Genomic DNA, 19,836 nt, shown 5'->3' on the forward strand with positions numbered 1-19,836 from the left:
ATGGGTTAGTGAATTTCCGGCTCGTTGCGCTTCGCCGCTTGCGACGTGTCTTGCGGCGCATCTTGCGTGGTCTGCTGAAGAGATGCCGGGGCGGACTCCGCGGGAGGCCTCACAGGCTCTTCGAGGAAGTCGAAATCGCAGCCCTTGTTCGCCTGCGTCACGTGCAGTTGATGCATGACGCCGAAGCCGCGCTCGAACGGCCGTTTTGGCGGCATCCATGCGGCCTTGCGCGCCGCCAGTTCCAGCACGCTGATATCGAGATGCAGGCGGCGGGCCGACACGTCGAGTTCGATCATGTCGCCATCCTTCACCAGTGCGAGCGGGCCACCGACGAACGATTCGGGCGCCACGTGCAGCACGCACGCACCGTAGCTCGTGCCGCTCATGCGCGCATCGGAAATCCGCAACATGTCGCGCACGCCCTGCTTCAGGAGCTTCTGCGGAATCGGCAACTGGCCCCACTCCGGCATGCCGGGTGCGCCGATCGGGCCGGCGTGCTGCAGCACGATCACCGAATCGGCGGTCACGTCGAGTTCTTCCGTGTCGATGCGCGCCGCCATGTCGGCGTAGTCGCGAAATACCACGGCCGGGCCGCGGTGCTTCAGCAGATGTGCTTCCATCGCGGCCGGTTTGATGACCGCACCGTCCGGCGCGAGATTGCCGGTCAATACCGCAAGCGCGTCGCTCGCGACGAGCGGATTGCCACGCTTGCGGATGACGTCGTCATCGAAAATTTCCGCGCCCTCGATGTTGGCGCCGAGCGTCGAGCCGTTGACGGTCATCTGCGTGCCGTCGATCAGCTCGCCCAGTTCGGCGAGCAGCGCGCGCAAGCCGCCTGCGTAGAAAAAGTCTTCCATCAGATACTGGCCGGATGGGCGCAGATTGCCCAGAACCGGTGTAATGCGCGCGAGTTCATCGAAGCGCGCTGTCGTCAGGTCGATGCCGGCGCGGCGCGCCACCGCCACGAGATGGACGATCGCATTCGTCGAGCCGGACATCGACAGCACGGTGGTGATGGCGTTGTCGAAGGACTTCGCGGTCAGGATGTCCGACGGCTTCAGGTCGGTCCATACCATCTCGACGATGCGCTGGCCGGTCAGCGAGGCAAACTGCGCGTGCCGCGAATCCACCGCGGGAATCGACGAGAATCCCGGCAGTGTCAGGCCGAGCGCCTCGGTGGCGCTCGTCATCGTCGAGGCCGTGCCCATCGTCATGCAGTGACCCGGCGAGCGCGCGATGCCGCTTTCGATGCCCTTCCACTCTTCCTCGGTGATTTTGCCCGCACGCAACTCGGCCCAGTATTTCCACGTGTCCGAACCGCTGCCCAGCGTCCGGCCGTTCCAGTTGCCGCGCAGCATCGGCCCGGCCGGCAGAAAGATCGCCGGCAGGTTCATGCTGAGCGCGCCCATCAGCAGGCCGGGCGTGGTCTTGTCGCAGCCGCCCATCAGCACGCAGCCATCGAACGGATAGGACTTCAGCAGTTCCTCGGTTTCCATCGCGAGGAAGTTGCGGTACAGCATCGTGGTCGGTTTCTGGAACGGCTCGGCAAGCGTCATCACCGGCATCTCGACCGGAAAGCCGCCCGCCTGCCAGATACCGCGCTTCACCTCTTCGACGCGCTGCTTGAAGTGCGTATGGCAGGAATTGATCTCACTCCAGGTGTTGACCACGGCGATCACTGGCTTACCCATGTAATCCGACGCGTGGTAACCCATCTGCGCGGTTCGCGAGCGATGACCGAATGAGCGCAGATCGTTCACGCCGTACCAGCGGTAACTACGAAGCTCTTCGGGAAGTTTTCGGTTCGAGGTCAAGCTGAGTTCCACCTATAAGATAAAGATTGCCGGTTCCGGGGCGCTGGGGCACGGGTACAGCGAGGATGCGCAAGCGCACCCCCGTGCGCCTCACCCGGCTAGAACAGGAATGCGATCCCCACCATGCCGACGAATTGCGAATTTGTCGACGACGGTGTCGCGTTCTGCGAATCGCCAACCGAGGGCGTCGCGTCGATGATATTGCCTGCGCCATTCGCGCCCAGCGTCTGGCCGCTGGCACGCTGATACGCCTCCAGTGCATACAGCGAGGTGCGCTTCGACAGGTGATAGGCCTCCTTCAGCGAGTACTGCTGATAGCGCGCCGCACTGGAGATGCCGTTCGCCTTCGACGCCAGCGTGTACGAGAACGCACCAGCCACATCGAAAGCCGGCGTGAAGCGGTACGTGGCGAGCGCGGCGTAGGTGTTGAACACAGCGGTGTCGCGGAAAATCGAGTGGTTGCCCGACACGTATTCGACGTTCGTATACGTGACGCCCATCATCAGGTTGCCGATCGTGTAGTTGGCGGCGGCCGCGATGTGCTGGATCGTCTTCGCCGACGCGTAGCCCGTGTTCAGCGAAGACGTGCCGAAGCTGCCGGTGGACGCCGGATCGAAGCCCGTGGTCTGTTGCGCGTTGTCCATGCGCAGATAGCCCGCCGCGAGGCCGATGGGACCAGTCGCATACTTGACGCCCGCGCTGATCGTCTGCCCCTTGCCGGTGCTGCCCGCAATGCCGCCGAGCGCGTACATGCCGCTGGCCTGCAGGCCGTTCCAGGTCGGCGTCGTATAGACCAGCGCGTTGTTGATGCGAATCGTCGTGTCGAGCCCGTCGATGTCGCCAGGATGCGCGCCGGTCGCGCCGGTCAGCCAGGTACTCGACGCAAGCGGCCCGACGAACAGGTAGTACGGCGTGTACTGGCGGCCCATCGTGAACGTGCCGTATTGCTGGTTCTGCAAACCCACGAACGCTTCGCGGTTGAAGATCTGCGAGGACGACGACAGGGCGCCGCTATTGAGATCGAAGCCGTTCTGCAAATCGAAGATCACGCTGGTGCCGCCGCCGATGTCCTCCACGCCGCGCAGGCCCCACTTCGACGCATACAGATTGCCCTGGCGCAGATAGAAGTTCGAATGACCCTTCTGGTTGTTGGCGTAGACGAACGCGTCGTCCACCGCCCCGTACAGGGTCACGCTGCTTTGCGCATTCGCCGCGCCGGCACCCAGTGCCGCACCTGCGATCAGTAATGCCTTTATTTTTCCGTGCTTCGTCATCACGCGTCTCCTTCATCCTGTTTTTGTAAATGCAGGCGCTTGCCTGCGAGGTACGCGTGGCCCGCCCGCTCAATGACATCGATATCATCGTCAACGTCAAAAAAACTGCCGGAGCAGTTTAGAAATGATAACGCAATCATTTAAACAAAATACAAAGGGTAAACCCTTGGCATTACGTGAATCGTGTGTTGCAAGGTGAGCTGAACGCTCCCCTCAGGCCGTCTCGCGTCCGACCAGCGTGAAGCCGATATCGATCTTCGGCCGCGCCGGCGAGCCGTCGAGCCGGTCGATCAAACAATGCGCGGCGGTGATGCCGATGCGGCTGCCGTCCATTTGAACCGTGGTCAGGGCCGGCACCAGGTCGGCCGAGAACTCGAGATCGCCGAAGCCGCACACGGCGAGCCGCGACGGCACATCGAGGCCGCGGGCCCTCGCCTCGCTCAGTACGCCGAGCGCGAGCAGATCGGAGCCGCAGAACACTGCATCGACATCCGGGCGCTCCGCGAGAATCGTGGCAAACGAGTTATGCCCCTGCGCCACCGAGCTTGGCGGCTTGACGAGGACCTGCGCGACATTGTCGATGCCATGACGCGCCATGGTCTCAATGAAGCCCTCGCGACGGGCCATCGCACGTTCGTCGTTGGCCGAGATAATGGCTGGACGCCGCTTGCCGCGCGCCAGAAAGCGCTCCGCCACAGCGACCCCCGCGTCGTGGTGCGAGAAGCCGACCAGCATGTCGACGGGCGTGTCGGTCATGTCCCATGTTTCGACGGTGGGAATATTGACGTTCAGCAGCCGTGCACGCAGCGCTGACGAACGCGCGACGCCGATCAGCAGCATCGCTTCCGGACGCCGGCTCAACAACGCGTCCAGCACCTGGCACTCGTCGACGTCGCTGTACCCGCTCAGGCCCAGCAAAACCTGATAGCCGGCGCGTGACATCGCGTTGCTGAATGCCTGGATGGATGCCGCGAACAGCGAATGCGTGACGGTCGGCACGATTGCGGCGATGAGCCGCGACCTGGACGACGACAGGCTGCCGGCGAGCCGGTTCGGCACATAGCCGAGCTGCTGGACGGCAAGCTGGATACGTTTGAGCGTTTCCGGCGCGACAACCTGAGGATTGTTGAGCGCGCGCGACACCGTGATCGGCGATACGCGCGCCAGCGTCGCGACTTCAGTTAGACGGATCTCCCGTGATCCGCCACGCGGCCGTTTGCCGGCAAACGGCGCCACTTTTTCTTTTGGGCTGGGCATTAATAGTCTGATTCACGGTCTGCACAATTGTTACGCGGAAATTCCCGGAAGGACGGCCCGGTAACTTCTTCCCGGGCCGTCCTTCCAGATTGTGCGCGAATCAGAGTCTACCTTACGCCGCGGGCCTTCCCGCAACAAAACCAGGACACAACACAAGCCGTTGCCGGCTTCAACGCAGCGTTCAGGCCGACGTAGTGTGCTGCCCGCGCAGCTTCACCGGCGTCATGCGCGGCATCAGCAGATGAATGACACCGAGCGCGACCAGATAGGCCGACGCACCAACCGCGAAGAGCGCCCAGTACTGACCCGTGCGCTGCAACGTCTCGCCGATTACGCCTGAGTAGAAGAACGAGCCGACCATGCCTGCCACGCCGCCGATACCGATCACGGTGCCAACCAGCCGGCGCGGGAACACGTCGCCGACCGTGGTGACAAGATTCGCGGACCACCCCTGGTGAGCCGCGGCGGCCAGACCGACGGCGAACACCGCATACCACAGGCTTTGAAAATGCGAGAGCGTGGCAATCGGCAGGACGCACACCGCGCAGATGCCCATTGCGACCTTGCGTGCGACATTCGGCTTGCTGGAGCGCTTCATCAGACTGGACGACAGCCAGCCGCCCGCCACACTGCCGCCGGATGCCATCGCATAAATGACGATCAGCGGCAGACCCAGATTGCTGATGTCGATGTGCCGCGACTCGTTGAGCCATTTGGGCAGCCAGAACAGATAGAACCACCACACCGGATCGGTCAGCAGCTTGCCGAAAATGAACGCCCAGGTTTCGCGGTACTTCAGCACCGAAAGCCAGCTCACGGATTGCTCGACGCCTTCGTCCTGGTCCGCATTGATGTACGCCAGTTCGCCCGCCGATACCGACGGATGCTCCGCGGGAGGACGGTACACCAGCAGCCACACCGCCAGCCAGACGAAACCGGTCGCCCCTGCCACGACGAAGGTCGCACGCCAGCCCCACATGACCGCGGCAATCGGCACGAACGCCGGCGCGACGATCCCGCCGATGGTGGCGCCCATGTTCCACAGGCCGGTGGCCAGCGCGCGTTCCTTCTTCGGAAACCACGTGGCCGTGGTGCGGATGGCGACCGGGAAGTTCGCCGCCTCGCTGAAGCCCAGAAAACCGCGCACGGCCGCGAAGCCCGGGACGGTCGCCGCCACCGCGTGCAGCATCGCGGCGAGGCTCCACATCGCCATCGCACCACCGTAGACCACTTTGGTGCTGAACCGGTCAGCGATCCGGCCAAACGTCGCAAGGCCCACTGCATAGGTGACCGTGAACACCATCACGGTCTGCGCGTACTGGATCTGGTTCCAGCCAATATCCTTTTGCAGCAGTGGGGCCAGCAACCCCAGCATCTGGCGATCCATGTAGTTGATCGTCGTCGCAAAAAAGATGAGCGCGCAAATGGTCCATCTGTATCGTCCGCTGGCCGCTTTTCTGGCAACGGAAGTGGCTTCCATGATTTTCATCCGTGTCTCCGCAAGTTTTTTATCGATGGTATCGCTGTCATTTCAAATTAGCAGACAGCGCACCTCGCCGCGCAAGTATAGACCGGAATGGTATCGCTGTCATTTCATGTGGTCAACATGCCCCTGCTCCATGTCGACTCAGTGGTCGTGGTTAGCGGGTTCGACGTTGGGGATGGGACCGCGAGTATCTTGCATGGGACCGACCGTCCGCCTGGCGTAGCCTTCAGCGTTCCTGTCTGGCCTGACGTTCAACCAGTGGCAGCGTCATCAACCGCCCCCGCGCAGGTCTGGCCGCGCTGTCGCCGCAAAGACGCAGACACATCCAGGCAGTGGCGAGATTGCTGCTCACGACCGCCTTGCCGATCGAAGTCTCGATTTTCGCGATGACAGCCGCCGCCCGTACCGCCGTGCAGGAGATGAAGAGCGCGTCGGATTCTTCAGCCATTGCGTCAAGCGCGCACGCGACGATATCGTCGTGCGAAATCCGCGCCATCTCCCGGTCATCGGTCAAACCGAGGCACGTGAAGCGGTCGATGATGAAACCTTGTGCAGTGAAGTACCCGGCCATCGGCTGGCTGGTTTCAACGGTATAAGGCGTCAGCACGCTGATGCGGCGCGCGCCAAGCGCTTTTAGCGCGGTCACCGCGGCGGCCGTCGGCGTGACGACCTGTGCCTCGGGTTTCGCCGCATGAATCGCCCGTTCGATCTCCGCGTCGCCGATCATGACGGACGCCGACGTGCACGAATACATCACCACGTCGAGCGCTTCGCCGGGCAGGATCAGCGCGGCGCCGGCGGTCAGCGACGGCTGCATCGCGAGCAGATTCTCCCGTGTTACCGGGTTTGCATACGGCACGCGATTCACGTAGATACCGATACGCTCATTCGCGACGAGTGCCGCAAAGTCCGGCTCGGTCGTGTGATCGGTTGCGAGGATCACGAGGCCGATGCGCTTTTCGAGCGCACGCTCGTCGAGTTGCGGCGTTTTGCTTAACGGATGGATCACGGTCGGCATCGTCTAGTGCCCGAGATGGGGATAACGTTTTTCGAGCAGCCGTACACCGACCACCGCGACAAGGCTGATACACAGAAACAGCACGCCGACGAGCGTCATCGGTTCGAGGTAACGGTAGTCCGTGTTCGCGACGATCTTCGCCTCGTTCATCAATTCGAGAACCGTGATCGCCGATAGCAACGGCGTTTCCTTGAACATCGAAATCAGATAGTTCGCGAGCGCGGGCAGCATCGGCGGGACCGCTTCGGGCAAGATGATGTGCCGCCACATCTGCACCGGACTCAGGTTGCACGCCCGGGCGGCTTCCCATTGCCCACGGGGTACGTTTTCAATGCCGGTCCGGTAAACCTCGGCCGTATACGTCGCGTAATGAACGCCGAGCGCGAGTACACCGGCGGCGAGCGCCGGCATCCGGATACCGATATCGGGCAACACATAGAAAACAAAGTAAAGCTGCACGAGCAACGGGGTGCCACGAATAAAGCTCGCCACGGCCGTTGTGGTACGCGACACCGCGCGATTCGGCGAAAGCTTCAGGATCGCGAACGCCATGCCGGTCACCGCCGCCACCACCGCGCCAAGCAGGGTCGCGAGCACGGTGATCTTCAGGCCCTGCAGCAGGATCGGCATGATCTCGCGCGCGAAACTCCAGTCCCATTCCATACGGTTATCTCCTCATCCCGTCGAGACCAAAGGTCATCCGGCGTTCAAGCTTGCGCACGCCGAACGAAATCAGGCAGGCCATTGCGAAATACAGCGCGAGAATCGTCGCGAACGGTATCAGCGTATTGCCGGTTTGCGCGCGTACGACCTGCGCCTGGAACGTCATGTCGCCAAGCGAGATCAGCGAGACGACTGCCGTGCCCTTGAGCAGCTCGATCGCGTTGTTGCCAAAGGTCGGCAGCATCAGCGGCAAGGCTTGCGGCAGGATCACGTGACGCATGCGCTGATACGTGGACAGATTCAGCGCGACGCATGCACTCCGCTGCTCGTCGCCGATCGCGACGATCGCGCCACGTACTACTTCGGCGCCGTACGCGCCCACGTTCAGGCCGAGTGCGAGCACGCCGGCCTGGAGCGGCGTCAGTGTGAATCCGACCATCGGCAATACGAAATACGCCCAGAACAGCTGGACGAATACCGACGTGCCGCGGAAAAACTCGATATACGAGGTAGCGAGCGCGCGCACCGCAAGGAATCGGGACAGCCGCCCGAGTCCCGCGACGAAGGCCATCACGAGCGCAAGCACCGTCCCCATCACAGTGAGTTCAACGGTTGCCTCCGCGCCTTTCAGAATCAGCAGCAGATAGCCGGACCAGTCGTTCATGAGCGCACCTCGCAGGCAACGGAATGACCGTCTGGCGTGCTACTGCATAGCGTGCCAGACGGCCTGGGCAGATCTAGTTCTTCGCCGCGCACAACTTGTCGCGGGTCGTCGACATCGCCGCCTTTGCCGAGAATCCGTACGGCTCGACGATCTTTGCGAACTCGCCGGATTCCTTCATCTTCTTCAGTTCGACGTCGAAAGCATCGCGCAGTGCGGTGTCCTGCTTGCGAAATGCCACGCCGTCGCATTGCACGGGCGTGCCCTGCACCGGCGCGATCGATTCGAGGTTCGCGTCTTTCGCTTTGGTGAGCAGGTCGCTGATCGACAACAGCGGCAGTGCGAACGCATCGATGCGACCGTCCTGCAGCATCTTCAGTCCACTCTGACCGTCCGGCACGATGATGACGCGTTCGGTCGGAATATGCGCGGCGGTCGCGAGTTTCTGTTCGGTCGTGCCGCCTTCGACGCCGATCACAGCCGCAGGATCCCTGGCGATTTCCTCGTAGGTCTTGATGCTTTTGGTGTTGCCCTTCTTGACGGCGAACGCCTCCACCGCGCACAGCACCGGCTCCGAATACGCGACGGCGGCGCAGCGCTGCGGCGTCATGAAGAGACCCGCTGCGATCGCATCATGCCGTCCCACCGCGAGGCCCGGAATCATCGCGCCATACTCGGAGATCGACGCGACGATATCGTTGACACCCAGCTTCCTGAACACCGCACGCGCCACATCAGGCCCGGCGCCCGTCACCTTGCCGTCGGCGCCGACCGCGGTAAACGGCGGTTCGTTGGCGATCGCGATGCGCGCGAAACCTTGCTCCCTGAGTTGCGCCAGTTTGTCCTGCGCGGCGACCGCAAGGCCGGTCAAGGTCAGCAGCGACAACGTCCCCGTGATCAGAATCCCTTTCAATTTCATGATTTTTGGCTCCTAAAGCGTGGTGGTGTGCAACGACAGGCGTGTGTGGCGTGGTGTGGTATACGACGGTCAGATCCGGCGCCCCCCCGCGATGATCTTGCGAAGAAATGCCTTGGTGCGCTCATGCTCTGGATGACTGAAGATATCTTCGGGCTTGCCCTCCTCCACGATCCTGCCGCGGTCGAAAAACAGCACACGGTCGGCAAAATCGTGTGCGAAACCCATTTCATGCGTGACGAGCAACATCGTCATGTCGGTCTGTCTGGCGAGCCGCTGCATCACGTTCAGCACTTCTTCCACAAGCTCGGGATCGAGCGCTGAAGTCACTTCGTCGAACAGCATGATTCTCGGTGCGAGGGCAAGCGCCCGCGCGATTGCCACGCGCTGCTTCTGGCCGCCGGACAGTTGCGCCGGACGGCTCTTTGCCTTGTCGGCCATTCCGACCATGTCGAGTAGTTCCAGCGCACGCTTTTCCGCCGACTCGCGGCTCTCGCCCTTGGTCAGCATTGGCGCGAGCGTCACGTTATCGAGCACGCTCTTGTGCGGAAACAGATTGAAGTGCTGGAAGACCATGCCGATCTTCTCGCGCATCCTCTGCAGATGGCGCTCGTTCGCAGGCACCATCTGGCCGCCGCGCGGCATATGAAACAGCTGCTCGCCGTCTACTTCGATGTGGCCGCCATCGATCGATTCGAGCGTCATCAGAATGCGCAGGATCGTGGTCTTGCCGGAACCCGACGGGCCGATCAGCGCGAGCTTCTCGCCCGGCATCACGTCGAGCGAGAGTTCGTCGAGCACGGTCAGCGCGCCATAACGCTTCGTGATGCGATCAATACTGATCAACGGCTTCGTCATCGACGCCTCCCGGCGTGGCAAAAAGGTGTCGCCAGATGCGGCCGGGCAGTCCGGGGGAAGGGTCGCCGGGGCGACGCCTGAAACGCCCAGCATGTCGGTGACTCGCGCGGTGTTCATATCGATCCGGTTCCCGTTCGTCATACCTGACCTCATTGAATGGGGTGCTGCGAGAACAACTCTGCAAACGAGAATACAAAGCCATATTCGGTATCCGATTGCTCTAGAACAATTCTTTTCCCCGCGAAAACCGGGCCACGCCATAAGGCGAAAGGCTGTCCGGGCAAGAAGCCGGCGTGCGGGTCAGGGACAACACCTATAAGCGCAGCGCGAAAAAGCTGACGATGTCGCCAGGTTCCACGCCCCCGGTTCAGGTCGGTGGCGAAGATTGAACTAGCACATTAAAAGCCGTTTTTCGCGGCATTAGACTGCGGCCATCAAAGCCTGCAGGTGTCTCATTGCGTGCACGAGGCACCGCCTTTCGCAACGACGTCACGAAGAGAGAGGGGAAGATGTCAGATACAACGCAACAGGAACCGCGGACCACGGCGCCCGTCGTACGCCTGCCATTCGAACGTGCCGAATACGCCGCCCGTATCGGCAAGACGCGCAAGGCAATGCAGGCGGCAGGGATCGAATTGCTGATCGTCTCCGATCCGACCAACATGGCGTGGCTCACCGGTTATGACGGCTGGTCGTTCTACGTGCATCAGTGCGTGCTGCTCGCGCTGGACGGCGAACCGGTCTGGTTCGGCCGTGGCCAGGACGCGAACGGTGCAAAGCGCACCGTGTTCATGGAGCACGGGCAGATAGTCGGATATCCGGATCATTACGTGCAGTCGGCCGTGCGGCATCCGATGGACTACCTCGCGCGTGAGGTAATCGAAGCGCGCGGCTGGGGCGCGTTGAAGATCGGCGTGGAAATGGACAACTACTATTTCAGCGCCGCGGCTTATCGCTCGCTCGTCGCTCATCTGCCGAAGGCGAAATGGCAGGACGCAACCAGCCTCGTGAACTGGCAGCGCGCCGTCAAGTCGCCGCGTGAAATCGAATACATGCGCGTGGCCGCACGCATCGTCGAAAAGATGCATGCGCATATCGTCGAGCGGATCGAACCCGGCATGCGCAAGAACGATCTCGTCGCCGAGATCTACTCGGCGGGTATTACCGGCGTCGACGGTTACGGTGGCGACTATCCGGCAATCGTGCCGCTGTTGCCGACCGGCGCCGATGCCGCGGCCCCGCATCTGACCTGGGACGACACGCCCTTCGCCAGGGACGCGGGCACGTTCTTCGAAATCGCCGGCTGCTTCAAGCGCTATCACTGCCCGCAATCGCGCACCGTGTACCTCGGCAAGCCGCCGAAGCATTTCATCGACGGCGAGCGCGCGGTGGTGGAAGGCATCGAGGCAGGCCTCGCCGCCGCCAGACCCGGCAACACGTGCGAAGACATCGCCAACGCGTTCTTCGCGATGCTGCACAAATACGGCATCGAGAAAAACAGCCGCTGCGGCTATCCGATCGGTGCGAGCTATCCGCCTGACTGGGGCGAACGCACGATGAGCCTGCGGCCGGGGGACAAGACGGTCCTCGAACCGGGCATGACGTTTCACTTCATGCCCGGACTGTGGCTCGACGACTGGGGACTCGAAATCACCGAAAGCATTCTGATTACGGAGTCCGGTGTCGAGACGTTCTGCAACACGCCGCGCAAGCTGTTCGTCAAACCATAAGCTCACCTACCCCTGTGCCGCCGCGGCCGCGTCGCGCACAGGGACACGTTAAAGGGAAAACATGCTTCCCAGAACAATGAAGGCCGTCGTGCTGACCGACCACGGCGGCCTCGACAAACTCGTCTATCGCGACGACGTGCCGGTTCCCGCCTGCCAGGCCGGCGAAGTGTTGCTCGAAGTCACCGCTTGCGGGCTGAACAATACCGACGTATGGGTCCGCGAGGGCGCATACGGTACGGACGACGATCCGCAAGCCGTCTCCACCTGGCGGCGCGGCCGCTCGACGCTGTCGTTCCCGCGCATTCAGGGCGCGGATATTGTCGGACGTGTGGTCGCGGTGGGCAGCGGGGTCAGCGATGCCCGTATCGGCGAACGCGTGATCGTCGATGCATCGATTTATAACCGCGACGACGACAGCCTCGCCGATATCGACTACATCGGCCACGGCCGCGACGGCGGTTACGCCGAATACACCGCAGTGCCCGCGGAGAGCGCACATCGTGTCGATTCCACTTACTCCGACGCCGAACTCGCGACGTTCTGGTGCGCGTATCACACCGGCGAACAGATGATCGAACGCGCTGCGGTAAAAAGCGGCGAAACGGTGCTCATCACGGGCGCCTCCGGCGGTGTCGGCTCGGGAATCATTCAACTGTGCCGCGCACGCGGGGCGATTCCGTATGCCGTGGTCAGCAAGGGCAAGGAAGATGCGGTGCTCAAACTCGGCGCGCAAGGCGTGATGCTTCGCGACAGCGAGAATTTCGCCACGGAAGTAGAACGGATGACCGGTGGGCGGCCGGTCGATATCGTGGCCGACCTGGTCGGCGGCGCGCTGTTCGGCAAGCTGCTCAATGTGCTTCGGCCGGAAGGCCGTTACACCACGGCCGGTGCCATTGCCGGACCGGTAGTCCAGCTGGACCTGCGCACGATGTACCTGAAGCAGTTACAGCTGAACGGGTCTTCGCAAGGGACGCGCGGCGCCTTCAAACGCGTGCTCGGTTATATCCAGGCCGGCACGATCAAGCCCATTCTGGCTGCGATGTATCCCCTGTCGCAGTTCCATGAAGCGCAAACGCAATTCATGGCCAGGCGCTTCGTGGGCAACATCGTTGTGATTCCAGACCGGCACTACACGCAAGCCACAAAACAGGCCTGAATAGCGGGCCTGCATAACACACAGCCGGGCCAGCGATCATCCGCTGGCCCGGCTGTTTTCTACTCGCTTCCCATACGATCATCGACTGGAACACCGGTGTGTGCCGCCACTCGCTGCGGCACACACCGGCGCGTCGCTTCGTTACGCGGAGGCTGCTGGAGCCAGAACCTGCGACGCGACTTCATCCACCGCTTCACGTGCCAGCTTCACGATTTCGTCCACCTCATCACGCGTGGTGATCAACGGCGGCGCGAAGCCCAGGATGTCGCCGTGCGGCATGGCGCGCGCGATCAACCCGCGCTGCAACGCGGCAGCGGAGACGCGCGGGCCGACCTTCAGCGTCGCATCGAATGGTTGACGCCCGTCCTTGTCGGCCATGAATTCGAGCGCGGCCAGCATGCCCACGCCGCGCACTTCGCCGACCAGCGGATGAGAATCGAACGCCGTGTGCAACTGTTCGAGCAGATACGCACCGGTTTGCGCCGCGTTCTGCGTGAGATTCTCACGCTCGAGAATATCGAGGTTCGCGAGCGCCGCGGCGGCGCAGATCGGGTGACCCGAGTAGGTCCAGCCATGCCCCATCGCGCCGGATTCCTGCGATGCCTTGTCGATCACGTCCCACACGCCTTCGCTGACGATCACGCCCGACAGCGGCGCATACGCGCTGGTCAAACCCTTCGCCACGGTGATCAGATCCGGCGTGATGCCGTAGTGTTGCGCGCCCATCTTCGAGCCGAGTCGGCCGAAACCGCACACCACTTCATCGCAGATCATCAGGATGTCGTGCTTCTTCAGCACCTGCTGGATCGCCGGCCAGTAACCCGCCGGCGGCGGCAGGATGCCGCCCGTGCCCATCACCGGTTCGGCGATGAAGGCCGCGATCGTATTCGCGCCTTCCTTCGCAATCAGTTTTTCCAGTTCCTCCACACAGTACGCAACGAATTGCGCCTCGTTCATGCCGGCCGGCGCCTGCCGGTACCAGTGCGGACACACCGTATGCTTGACACGCTCGACCGGCAAATCGAAATACTGATGGAAGCTCGGCAAGCCGGTCAGACTGCCGGTGACGATTCCCGAACCGTGATACCCGCGCTGGCGCGAGATGATTTTCTTCTTGTCCGGGCGGCCCTTCACGTTGTTGTAATACCAGACGAGCTTGATCTGCGTTTCGTTCGCGTCCGAACCGGACATGCCGTAGTACACCTTCTTCATGCCCTGCGGCGCCCAGTCGATGATGCGCGACGACAGTTCGATGATCGTATCCGTCGAGTGACCGACGTACGTGTGGTAGTACGCCAGCTTCTTCGCCTGCTCGTAGATCGCTTCGGCAACCTCGGTGCGGCCATAGCCGATGTTCACGCAATACAGACCCGCGAAAGCGTCGATAAACGTCTTGCCTTGATGGTCTTCGATGCGAATGCCTTTCGCACCGGTCACGATGCGCCCGGGCAGTGCCCCGCTCGCATGGTCGTGAGCGTGCGTCGAGGGATGCATGAAGTGCGCGCGATCGGCGTCGAAGAGTTGGTCGAGCTGGGTCATGAGAAGCTCCTTTATATGATCGATGAGAGGACTGGATGGGCTCAGGCGGTCGCAGCCGCTGCGCGGTGAGCGGGAAGGCTGCCGGTTACCGGCAAACCGAGTTGGCCGAGGCAGAAATAACGGGTTTCGACAAACGGCTCGAAGCCTTCGACCCCGCCTTCGCGGCCGAGTCCGGATGATTTGATGCCGCCGAATGGAATCGGCGCGCCGGTGAATTTCGCGCCGTTTACCGACACCATGGCGAAGTCGAGACGGCGAATCAGTTGAAACACCGTGTTGAGATCTTTCGCGCAGACATACGCGGCGAGGCCGTATTCGGTGTCGTTCGCGCGTTCAATGGCTTCGTCGAGCGAGTCGAACGGCGAGACCGCCGAGATCGGCGCAAAGTTTTCTTCGTCGTAGATGCGCATGCCGGGCGCGGCGTCCGCGACCACGGTCGGTTCGAAAAACCAGCCTCCGCGTTCATGGGCCGCGCCGCCGGCCGTAATGCGCGCGCCCTTCTCTTTCGCGTCGGCAATGCGCTGCGCGGTGGCGTCGAACGCCGCCTGATGCATCAGCGGACCGACGTCCACGTCCGCTTCGAATGCAGCACCGACCTTCAGCGCTTTCACGGCTTCGCTATATTGCGCGACGAACGCTTCGTACAGCGGGCGGGCAACGAAGATGCGATTCGCCGCGCAGCAGTCCTGACCCGAAGTCTGAAACTTCGCCGCGATCGCGACGCGTACAGCCTGATCGGGATCGGCATCTTCGGTCACGATGAAGGGCGCGTTGCCGCCGAGTTCGAGTGCCGTCTTCTTGATGCCGGCCTGGGCCGCGGTCTGCATGACCCGCGCGCCGACGCGCGTTGAACCCGTGAAGCTCACCGAGCGCACCCGGGTATCGCGCACCAGCGTTTCCATCGCCATTTGCGGCTCGCCGAGCACGACATTGAATACGCCTGCGGGAAAGCCCGCTTCTTCCGCGAGTTGTGCGAGCGCGAGCGCGGAGAACGGCGTTTCATGCGCGGGCTTCACCACCACGCTGCAACCGGCGGCGAGCGCGGCGGCGGCCTTGCGCGTAATCATCGCGCAGGGGAAATTCCACGGCGTGATCAGCGCCGCCACACCGACCGGCTCGATCACCGTGCCCAGGTGCGCGCCGTCGATATGCGTGGGAATCGTGCGGCCGTTCAGACGTCGCACTTCATGCGCGAACCATTCGACGAAACTCGCGCCGTAGGCGATTTCGCCCCGCGCTTCGGCGAGCGGCTTGCCCTGCTCGAGCGACAGAATCGCAGCCAGGTCATGCTGATGGCACAGGATCAGCTCATGCCAGCGCAACAGCAGTGCCGAGCGTTTAGCGACCGGCAGCCAGCGCCATGTAGAGAACGCACGCTGCGCCGCATCGACTGCTTCGGTGATTTGCGAGGCGTCGAGCATCGGCACGTGGCCGAGCACCGCCTGATTCGCCGGATTCTGCACGGCGACACTCGCGGCGCTCGCGCTATGTACCCAGCGTCCGTCGACGTAACACAGCGATTTGAATAAAACCGGATGACCCAGCAACATGACGATCTCCTGCGTGCGATGTATGTCTGTCACTGTACTTCCGGTGGCGAGGCGGTTTTTCTGGTTGTGGCGTCGCAAAACCGGTGTTTTTTCTGGATTTCACCGCGACGCGTGGCGATTTTCTGGCGAGATCGCGATGCGCTTTAACTACCGTCGCCAATCGTTTGTTCCGCCCAGTCAGGCAAGCCTTCCGCGTTGCTCTTCACCACCTTCGTGACGATGTAGGTAAAGTACTTTTCGATACCCAGTTCGTCGGTCAGGAGCGAATCGATGAAGCGTTGGTAGTGGTCGATGTCGCGCGACATCACGTGCATCACATAGTCGACGCCGCCGCCTGTCGCGTGGCATTGCACGACCTCCGGTGCGGCGGCGATCCGCTCCTCGAAGCGCCGCATGTCGTGCGCGGTATGGCGCGCCAGCGTGACCTCGACCACCACGCGGCTGCCCTTGAAGGCGCGCACCCAGTCGATATCGGCGCGATAACCGCGAATCACGCCGCCCTCTTCCAGGCGTTTGACGCGCTCCCACGCCGGCGAGATCGACAGATTGATCTCCCCGGCGAGATGCGACTTGGTGATGCGTCCGTCGTGCGCGAGGATGCGCAAAATCGCCAGATCGTAGCGGTCGAGTTTCATCGCGAGATCAGACCGTCACCGGTATGCCGCGCTCGACGACATCGGCCACCACCGCCACCGTATCGCCGATCCGCACGAGGCCCGGAAAATGCCGGGCCGCGAGCAGCCCGCTGCGTCGCGCGCGATATTCGACGGGCGCGACGCCGGTACGCGAGGCGTCGTAGATCCGCGCGATCACTTCGCCGCTTTCAACGCTCTCGCCCAGGTCCTTGCACAACTCCAGCAGACCGTCGTGTTCGCTCGTCGTAAAGCAGGTACTGTCGGGCATGTCGAGCAGCGTCGTGGTGCGCGGGGTTTCATGCCTTGTCTGACGCATGGCCTCGTCTTGCCCGAGGATGCCCGCGTGCTGCAGGAAGCCGCGCACGCCCTGCTCCGCCACCGCCACGCTTTGCACCGTCGCCGTACCGCCGCCGCCGAGTTCGGTCGACACAAAAACCTTGCCCGCTTCTTCAACCGCTGTGTCGTACAGGCCGACGCTATCGAGTTCGAGCATCCGCATTGAATACGGTGCACCGAACGCATGCATCGCCGCTTCGCACCGGGCCTGCTGACCGGCATCCGGCAGCAGATGAATCGCGCCGAACGGAACGAAGTCGAGCGTGCGGCCACCGGCGTGCAGATCGAGCACGTAATCGGCGAGCGGCAACAGATAACGCTGAAAATAATCGGCGATCTTTTCGGTGATCGTGCCGTCCGGTTTGCCGGGAAAACTGCGATTCAGATTGCCACGATCGATCGGCGACGTGCGGCTGCCCGCGCGGAACGCGGGAAAATTCATGAACGGCACGATGATCACGCGCCCTTTGACGTCTTTGGCTTTCAAGGTCGCGGCCAGCTTCGACAACGCGATCGGGCCTTCGTATTCGTCGCCGTGATTGCCGCCGGTGAGGAGCGCCGTCGGTCCGTCGCCGTTGCGGATCACCGTGACCGGAATCATCTCCGCACCCCACGCGGACGTGTCGTGCGAATGTGGCAACTTCAGAAAGCCATGTTGTTCGCCCCCGGCGTTGAAATCGACCGTCGGCTGAATAGGTGATGCCCGCATATGTATTACTCCGTCACGAACAGCTTGCACGGCGTGCCATGGAACATTTCGATGCCGGAACACGCCCGTATCCCGTTCCTTCCCGTTATGTCGTTTCAGACGTCGTCCCGTCCTGGCGCTTCACGTCATTGCGAAAAACCGTCCCCGCGCCCGCGGCATGCGCCCGCTTCAATGCGAGCGAGGCAATCGCGGTGTCCTGCGCGCCGGTGCCGGTCAGGTCGCAGATCGTCACATCGGTTTCATCGACGCGGCCCGCGGCCTGCCGGGCAATCACCTGACCCAGCTCCGTTATCGCGGCGTCGGCGCGCATCACGCCAGCCTTCAGCGCGTGATGCAACTCGCCCAGCACGCGCGTTTGCTGCGCGCGGTCGCATACATAGCGTGCCGCCGCGAGCGCTGCCGGCGCGATTTCATTCTTGTGCTCGGTGTCGGAACCCATCGCCGTGATGTGCAGGCCTGGATGCAGGTCCCCGGCTTCGATCAGGGGCGTGCGGCTTGGCGTGGTGGTGATCGCGACGTCCGCTTCGGCGAGCGCATCGTGGACATCGCGTGCAACGTCGCAGCGCACGCCGAGCGAGGCGGTTATCTCCTGCGCGAAACGCTGTGCGCTAGCCGGATTACGCGCCCATACGCGCACATGTTCGACACGACGCACCAGCATCAACGCCCGCAATTGCAGATGTGCCTGCTCGCCGGCGCCAAGCACCGCGACTTGCGGCGTATGCCGCTTCGCCAGCCAGCGCGCGGCGACCGCGCCGGCGGCTGCCGTGCGCACGGCCGTCAGATAACCGTTGTCGAGCAGCACCGCTTCGGTCAGGCCGGTCCTTGCCGACAACACCAGCATCAGCCCGTTCAGACTCGGCAAACCGAGCGACGGATTGTCGAAAAACCCGGGACTCACCTTGATAGCGAAGCTGTCGAAGCGCGGCAGATACGCCGTCTTGACGTCGACTTCGCCGTTGTGTCCAGGCAGATCGAGACGCAGGATCGGCGGCATCGCGACAGCTTCGGTGGCGAGTGCGAGAAAGGCTGCTTCGACCTGGTCGACGGCGGCAAGATCGAGCGGCACGAGTTGGCGAAGCTCAGCTTCGCCGAGGAGCGTGATCGAGGTCATGAGACAGTGTGCGAGGCAGGTTGGGTCGACGCGGCATCGACGATGCGGCGGTGCTGGTCCATATCGATATTGGCGCCCGTCACGATGAGCACGAGCGGCCCGCGTTTGATGCGCCCGGCCGGCAATACGCCATCGAGCAAGGCGGCGATGCCTGCAGCGGCCGCGCCTTCCACGACGAGCCGTTCATGCCGGTATGCATGCACGATGCCGCGTGCGATCGACGCTTCGTCGAGCAATACGGTCTCGTCGATCAGATCGCGCGTGAGCGCATACGTATAGCGGTTTTCGAGTCCGATGCCGCCGCCGAGCGAATCGGCGAGCGTTTCGACCTCTTCCACGAGTACCGGCTGGCCGGCCGCAAGACTCGCATGCATTGCGGCGCCACGCGCCATCGTCACGCCGGTCAGGCCGATCGCGCGATTCGCGCTTTTGGCGGCGAACGCAATGCCGGCAAACAGGCCGCCGCCGGATAGCGGCACGACGATGTTCGCGACCTCCGGCAACGCCTCGACGATTTCGAGTCCGATGGTCCCCTGACCGGCGATCACGTGCGGATCGTCGAATGGCGGGACGTAGGCAAAGCCTTCTTCGCGCACCAGTCTCAACGCTTCATGTTCAGCTTCGTCCTGGCTTTTGCCGGCAATCCGCACGTGCGCGCCGAGCGCCCGGACCGCATCGACCTTATTCCCCGGCACCAGCGTCGACATGCAGACCGTCGCATCGATACCCAGCGCGCGGGCCGCATGCGCAACCGCGCGGCCGTGATTGCCCGTCGAGGCGGTCACGACTTTCCGGCAGCCCTGTTCGGCAAGTCGGGCGAGTGCGTTGGTGGCCCCGCGCAGCTTGAAGCTGCCGGTCGGCTGCACGGTTTCGAGTTTCAGAAACACCGGCGTGCCCGCCCTCGCCGACAAGCTTTGCGATTCGACGAGCGGCGTATGGCAGACGCGCCCCTCGATACGGCGACGCGCGCGGTAGACATCGGCTAACGACAGAACGGACATGAACGCGGCCCTGCACGAAAGGGTTCAATTCCGATGCTGTCGCACTTGCGTTGTTACGCTGGTTGCGGCCGCATCGTTTTCAATGCAGCCCAGTCTAATGTTCTAAAAAACGATTTCCA

The 19,836-nt window shown here is 62.7% G+C and carries 17 protein-coding genes; 2 read left to right on the top strand and 15 right to left on the bottom strand.

What is annotated here, in order from left to right; all coding sequences use genetic code 11:
- Nucleotides 1-5: 5 nt before the first annotated feature.
- The 9 genes from araD to ehuA form a co-directional block, all read right to left on the bottom strand.
- Entirely contained in the window at nucleotides 6-1,814 is a 1,809-nt protein-coding gene (araD, locus tag LPA37_RS08855) for an L-arabinonate dehydratase (protein ID WP_228982319.1), read from the bottom strand.
- A 98-nt stretch (nucleotides 1,815-1,912) separates the two neighbouring features.
- Complete coding sequence (locus LPA37_RS08860; protein WP_228982321.1) at nucleotides 1,913-3,088, bottom strand: porin; 1,176 nt, start codon at nucleotides 3,086-3,088, stop codon at nucleotides 1,913-1,915.
- Between the two features lie 213 nt (nucleotides 3,089-3,301).
- Nucleotides 3,302-4,345 carry a LacI family DNA-binding transcriptional regulator gene (locus LPA37_RS08865; RefSeq protein ID WP_229012321.1) on the bottom strand — a complete coding sequence of 348 codons (1,044 nt, stop codon included), beginning with the start codon at nucleotides 4,343-4,345 and terminating at the stop codon, nucleotides 3,302-3,304.
- A 181-nt stretch (nucleotides 4,346-4,526) separates the two neighbouring features.
- Nucleotides 4,527-5,834 carry an MFS transporter gene (locus LPA37_RS08870; protein ID WP_229012322.1) on the bottom strand — a complete coding sequence of 436 codons (1,308 nt, stop codon included), beginning with the start codon at nucleotides 5,832-5,834 and terminating at the stop codon, nucleotides 4,527-4,529.
- A gap of 223 nt (nucleotides 5,835-6,057) precedes the next feature.
- A complete protein-coding gene (eutA, locus tag LPA37_RS08875; RefSeq protein WP_229012323.1) occupies nucleotides 6,058-6,849 on the bottom strand; it encodes an ectoine utilization protein EutA in 792 nt (263 codons plus the stop codon).
- 3 nt (nucleotides 6,850-6,852) lie between these two features.
- Nucleotides 6,853-7,512: an ectoine/hydroxyectoine ABC transporter permease subunit EhuD gene (gene ehuD, locus LPA37_RS08880; protein WP_228982329.1), complete on the bottom strand. Its 660-nt coding sequence runs from the start codon at nucleotides 7,510-7,512 to the stop codon at nucleotides 6,853-6,855.
- Nucleotides 7,513-7,516: 4 nt separating this feature from the next.
- Nucleotides 7,517-8,176 (bottom strand): ectoine/hydroxyectoine ABC transporter permease subunit EhuC, encoded by a 660-nt coding sequence (ehuC, locus tag LPA37_RS08885; RefSeq protein WP_228982331.1) that lies wholly within the window; start codon nucleotides 8,174-8,176, stop codon nucleotides 7,517-7,519.
- Between the two features lie 73 nt (nucleotides 8,177-8,249).
- Nucleotides 8,250-9,092, bottom strand: a complete 843-nt coding sequence (ehuB, locus tag LPA37_RS08890; protein WP_228982333.1) for an ectoine/hydroxyectoine ABC transporter substrate-binding protein EhuB — start codon at nucleotides 9,090-9,092, stop codon at nucleotides 8,250-8,252.
- 69 nt (nucleotides 9,093-9,161) lie between these two features.
- On the bottom strand, nucleotides 9,162-10,064 hold the full coding sequence (gene ehuA, locus LPA37_RS08895; protein WP_324251773.1) for an ectoine/hydroxyectoine ABC transporter ATP-binding protein EhuA: 903 nt from the start codon (nucleotides 10,062-10,064) through the stop codon (nucleotides 9,162-9,164).
- Between the two features lie 392 nt (nucleotides 10,065-10,456).
- On the opposite strand from ehuA, the gene doeA reads away from it, so the two are divergent.
- Entirely contained in the window at nucleotides 10,457-11,677 is a 1,221-nt protein-coding gene (gene doeA / locus LPA37_RS08900) for an ectoine hydrolase DoeA (protein WP_228982334.1), read from the top strand.
- A 61-nt stretch (nucleotides 11,678-11,738) separates the two neighbouring features.
- The gene (locus LPA37_RS08905; RefSeq protein ID WP_228982337.1) at nucleotides 11,739-12,833 is read left to right on the top strand and encodes an alcohol dehydrogenase family protein; all 1,095 of its coding nucleotides are present in this window, start codon (nucleotides 11,739-11,741) and stop codon (nucleotides 12,831-12,833) included.
- Nucleotides 12,834-12,974: 141 nt separating this feature from the next.
- Here the strand turns inward: LPA37_RS08905 and LPA37_RS08910 are convergent, their stop codons facing one another.
- The 6 genes from LPA37_RS08910 to eutB form a co-directional block, all read right to left on the bottom strand.
- Complete coding sequence (locus LPA37_RS08910; protein WP_229012324.1) at nucleotides 12,975-14,372, bottom strand: aspartate aminotransferase family protein; 1,398 nt, start codon at nucleotides 14,370-14,372, stop codon at nucleotides 12,975-12,977.
- A 41-nt stretch (nucleotides 14,373-14,413) separates the two neighbouring features.
- Nucleotides 14,414-15,922: an NAD-dependent succinate-semialdehyde dehydrogenase gene (locus tag LPA37_RS08915; RefSeq protein WP_229012384.1), complete on the bottom strand. Its 1,509-nt coding sequence runs from the start codon at nucleotides 15,920-15,922 to the stop codon at nucleotides 14,414-14,416.
- 143 nt (nucleotides 15,923-16,065) lie between these two features.
- Nucleotides 16,066-16,557 (bottom strand): Lrp/AsnC family transcriptional regulator, encoded by a 492-nt coding sequence (locus LPA37_RS08920; protein ID WP_228982345.1) that lies wholly within the window; start codon nucleotides 16,555-16,557, stop codon nucleotides 16,066-16,068.
- 7 nt (nucleotides 16,558-16,564) lie between these two features.
- A complete protein-coding gene (doeB, locus tag LPA37_RS08925) occupies nucleotides 16,565-17,602 on the bottom strand; it encodes a N(2)-acetyl-L-2,4-diaminobutanoate deacetylase DoeB (protein WP_229012325.1) in 1,038 nt (345 codons plus the stop codon).
- 85 nt (nucleotides 17,603-17,687) lie between these two features.
- The gene (locus LPA37_RS08930) at nucleotides 17,688-18,716 is read right to left on the bottom strand and encodes a cyclodeaminase (RefSeq protein WP_228982350.1); all 1,029 of its coding nucleotides are present in this window, start codon (nucleotides 18,714-18,716) and stop codon (nucleotides 17,688-17,690) included.
- Nucleotides 18,713-19,717, bottom strand: a complete 1,005-nt coding sequence (eutB, locus tag LPA37_RS08935; protein WP_229012326.1) for a hydroxyectoine utilization dehydratase EutB — start codon at nucleotides 19,715-19,717, stop codon at nucleotides 18,713-18,715. The genes LPA37_RS08930 and eutB overlap by 4 nt, the downstream gene beginning before the upstream one ends.
- Nucleotides 19,718-19,836 lie beyond the last annotated feature (119 nt).

This window comes from Paraburkholderia gardini, from assembly GCF_907164545.1.
GTDB classification, from domain to species: Bacteria; Pseudomonadota; Gammaproteobacteria; order Burkholderiales; family Burkholderiaceae; genus Paraburkholderia; species Paraburkholderia gardini.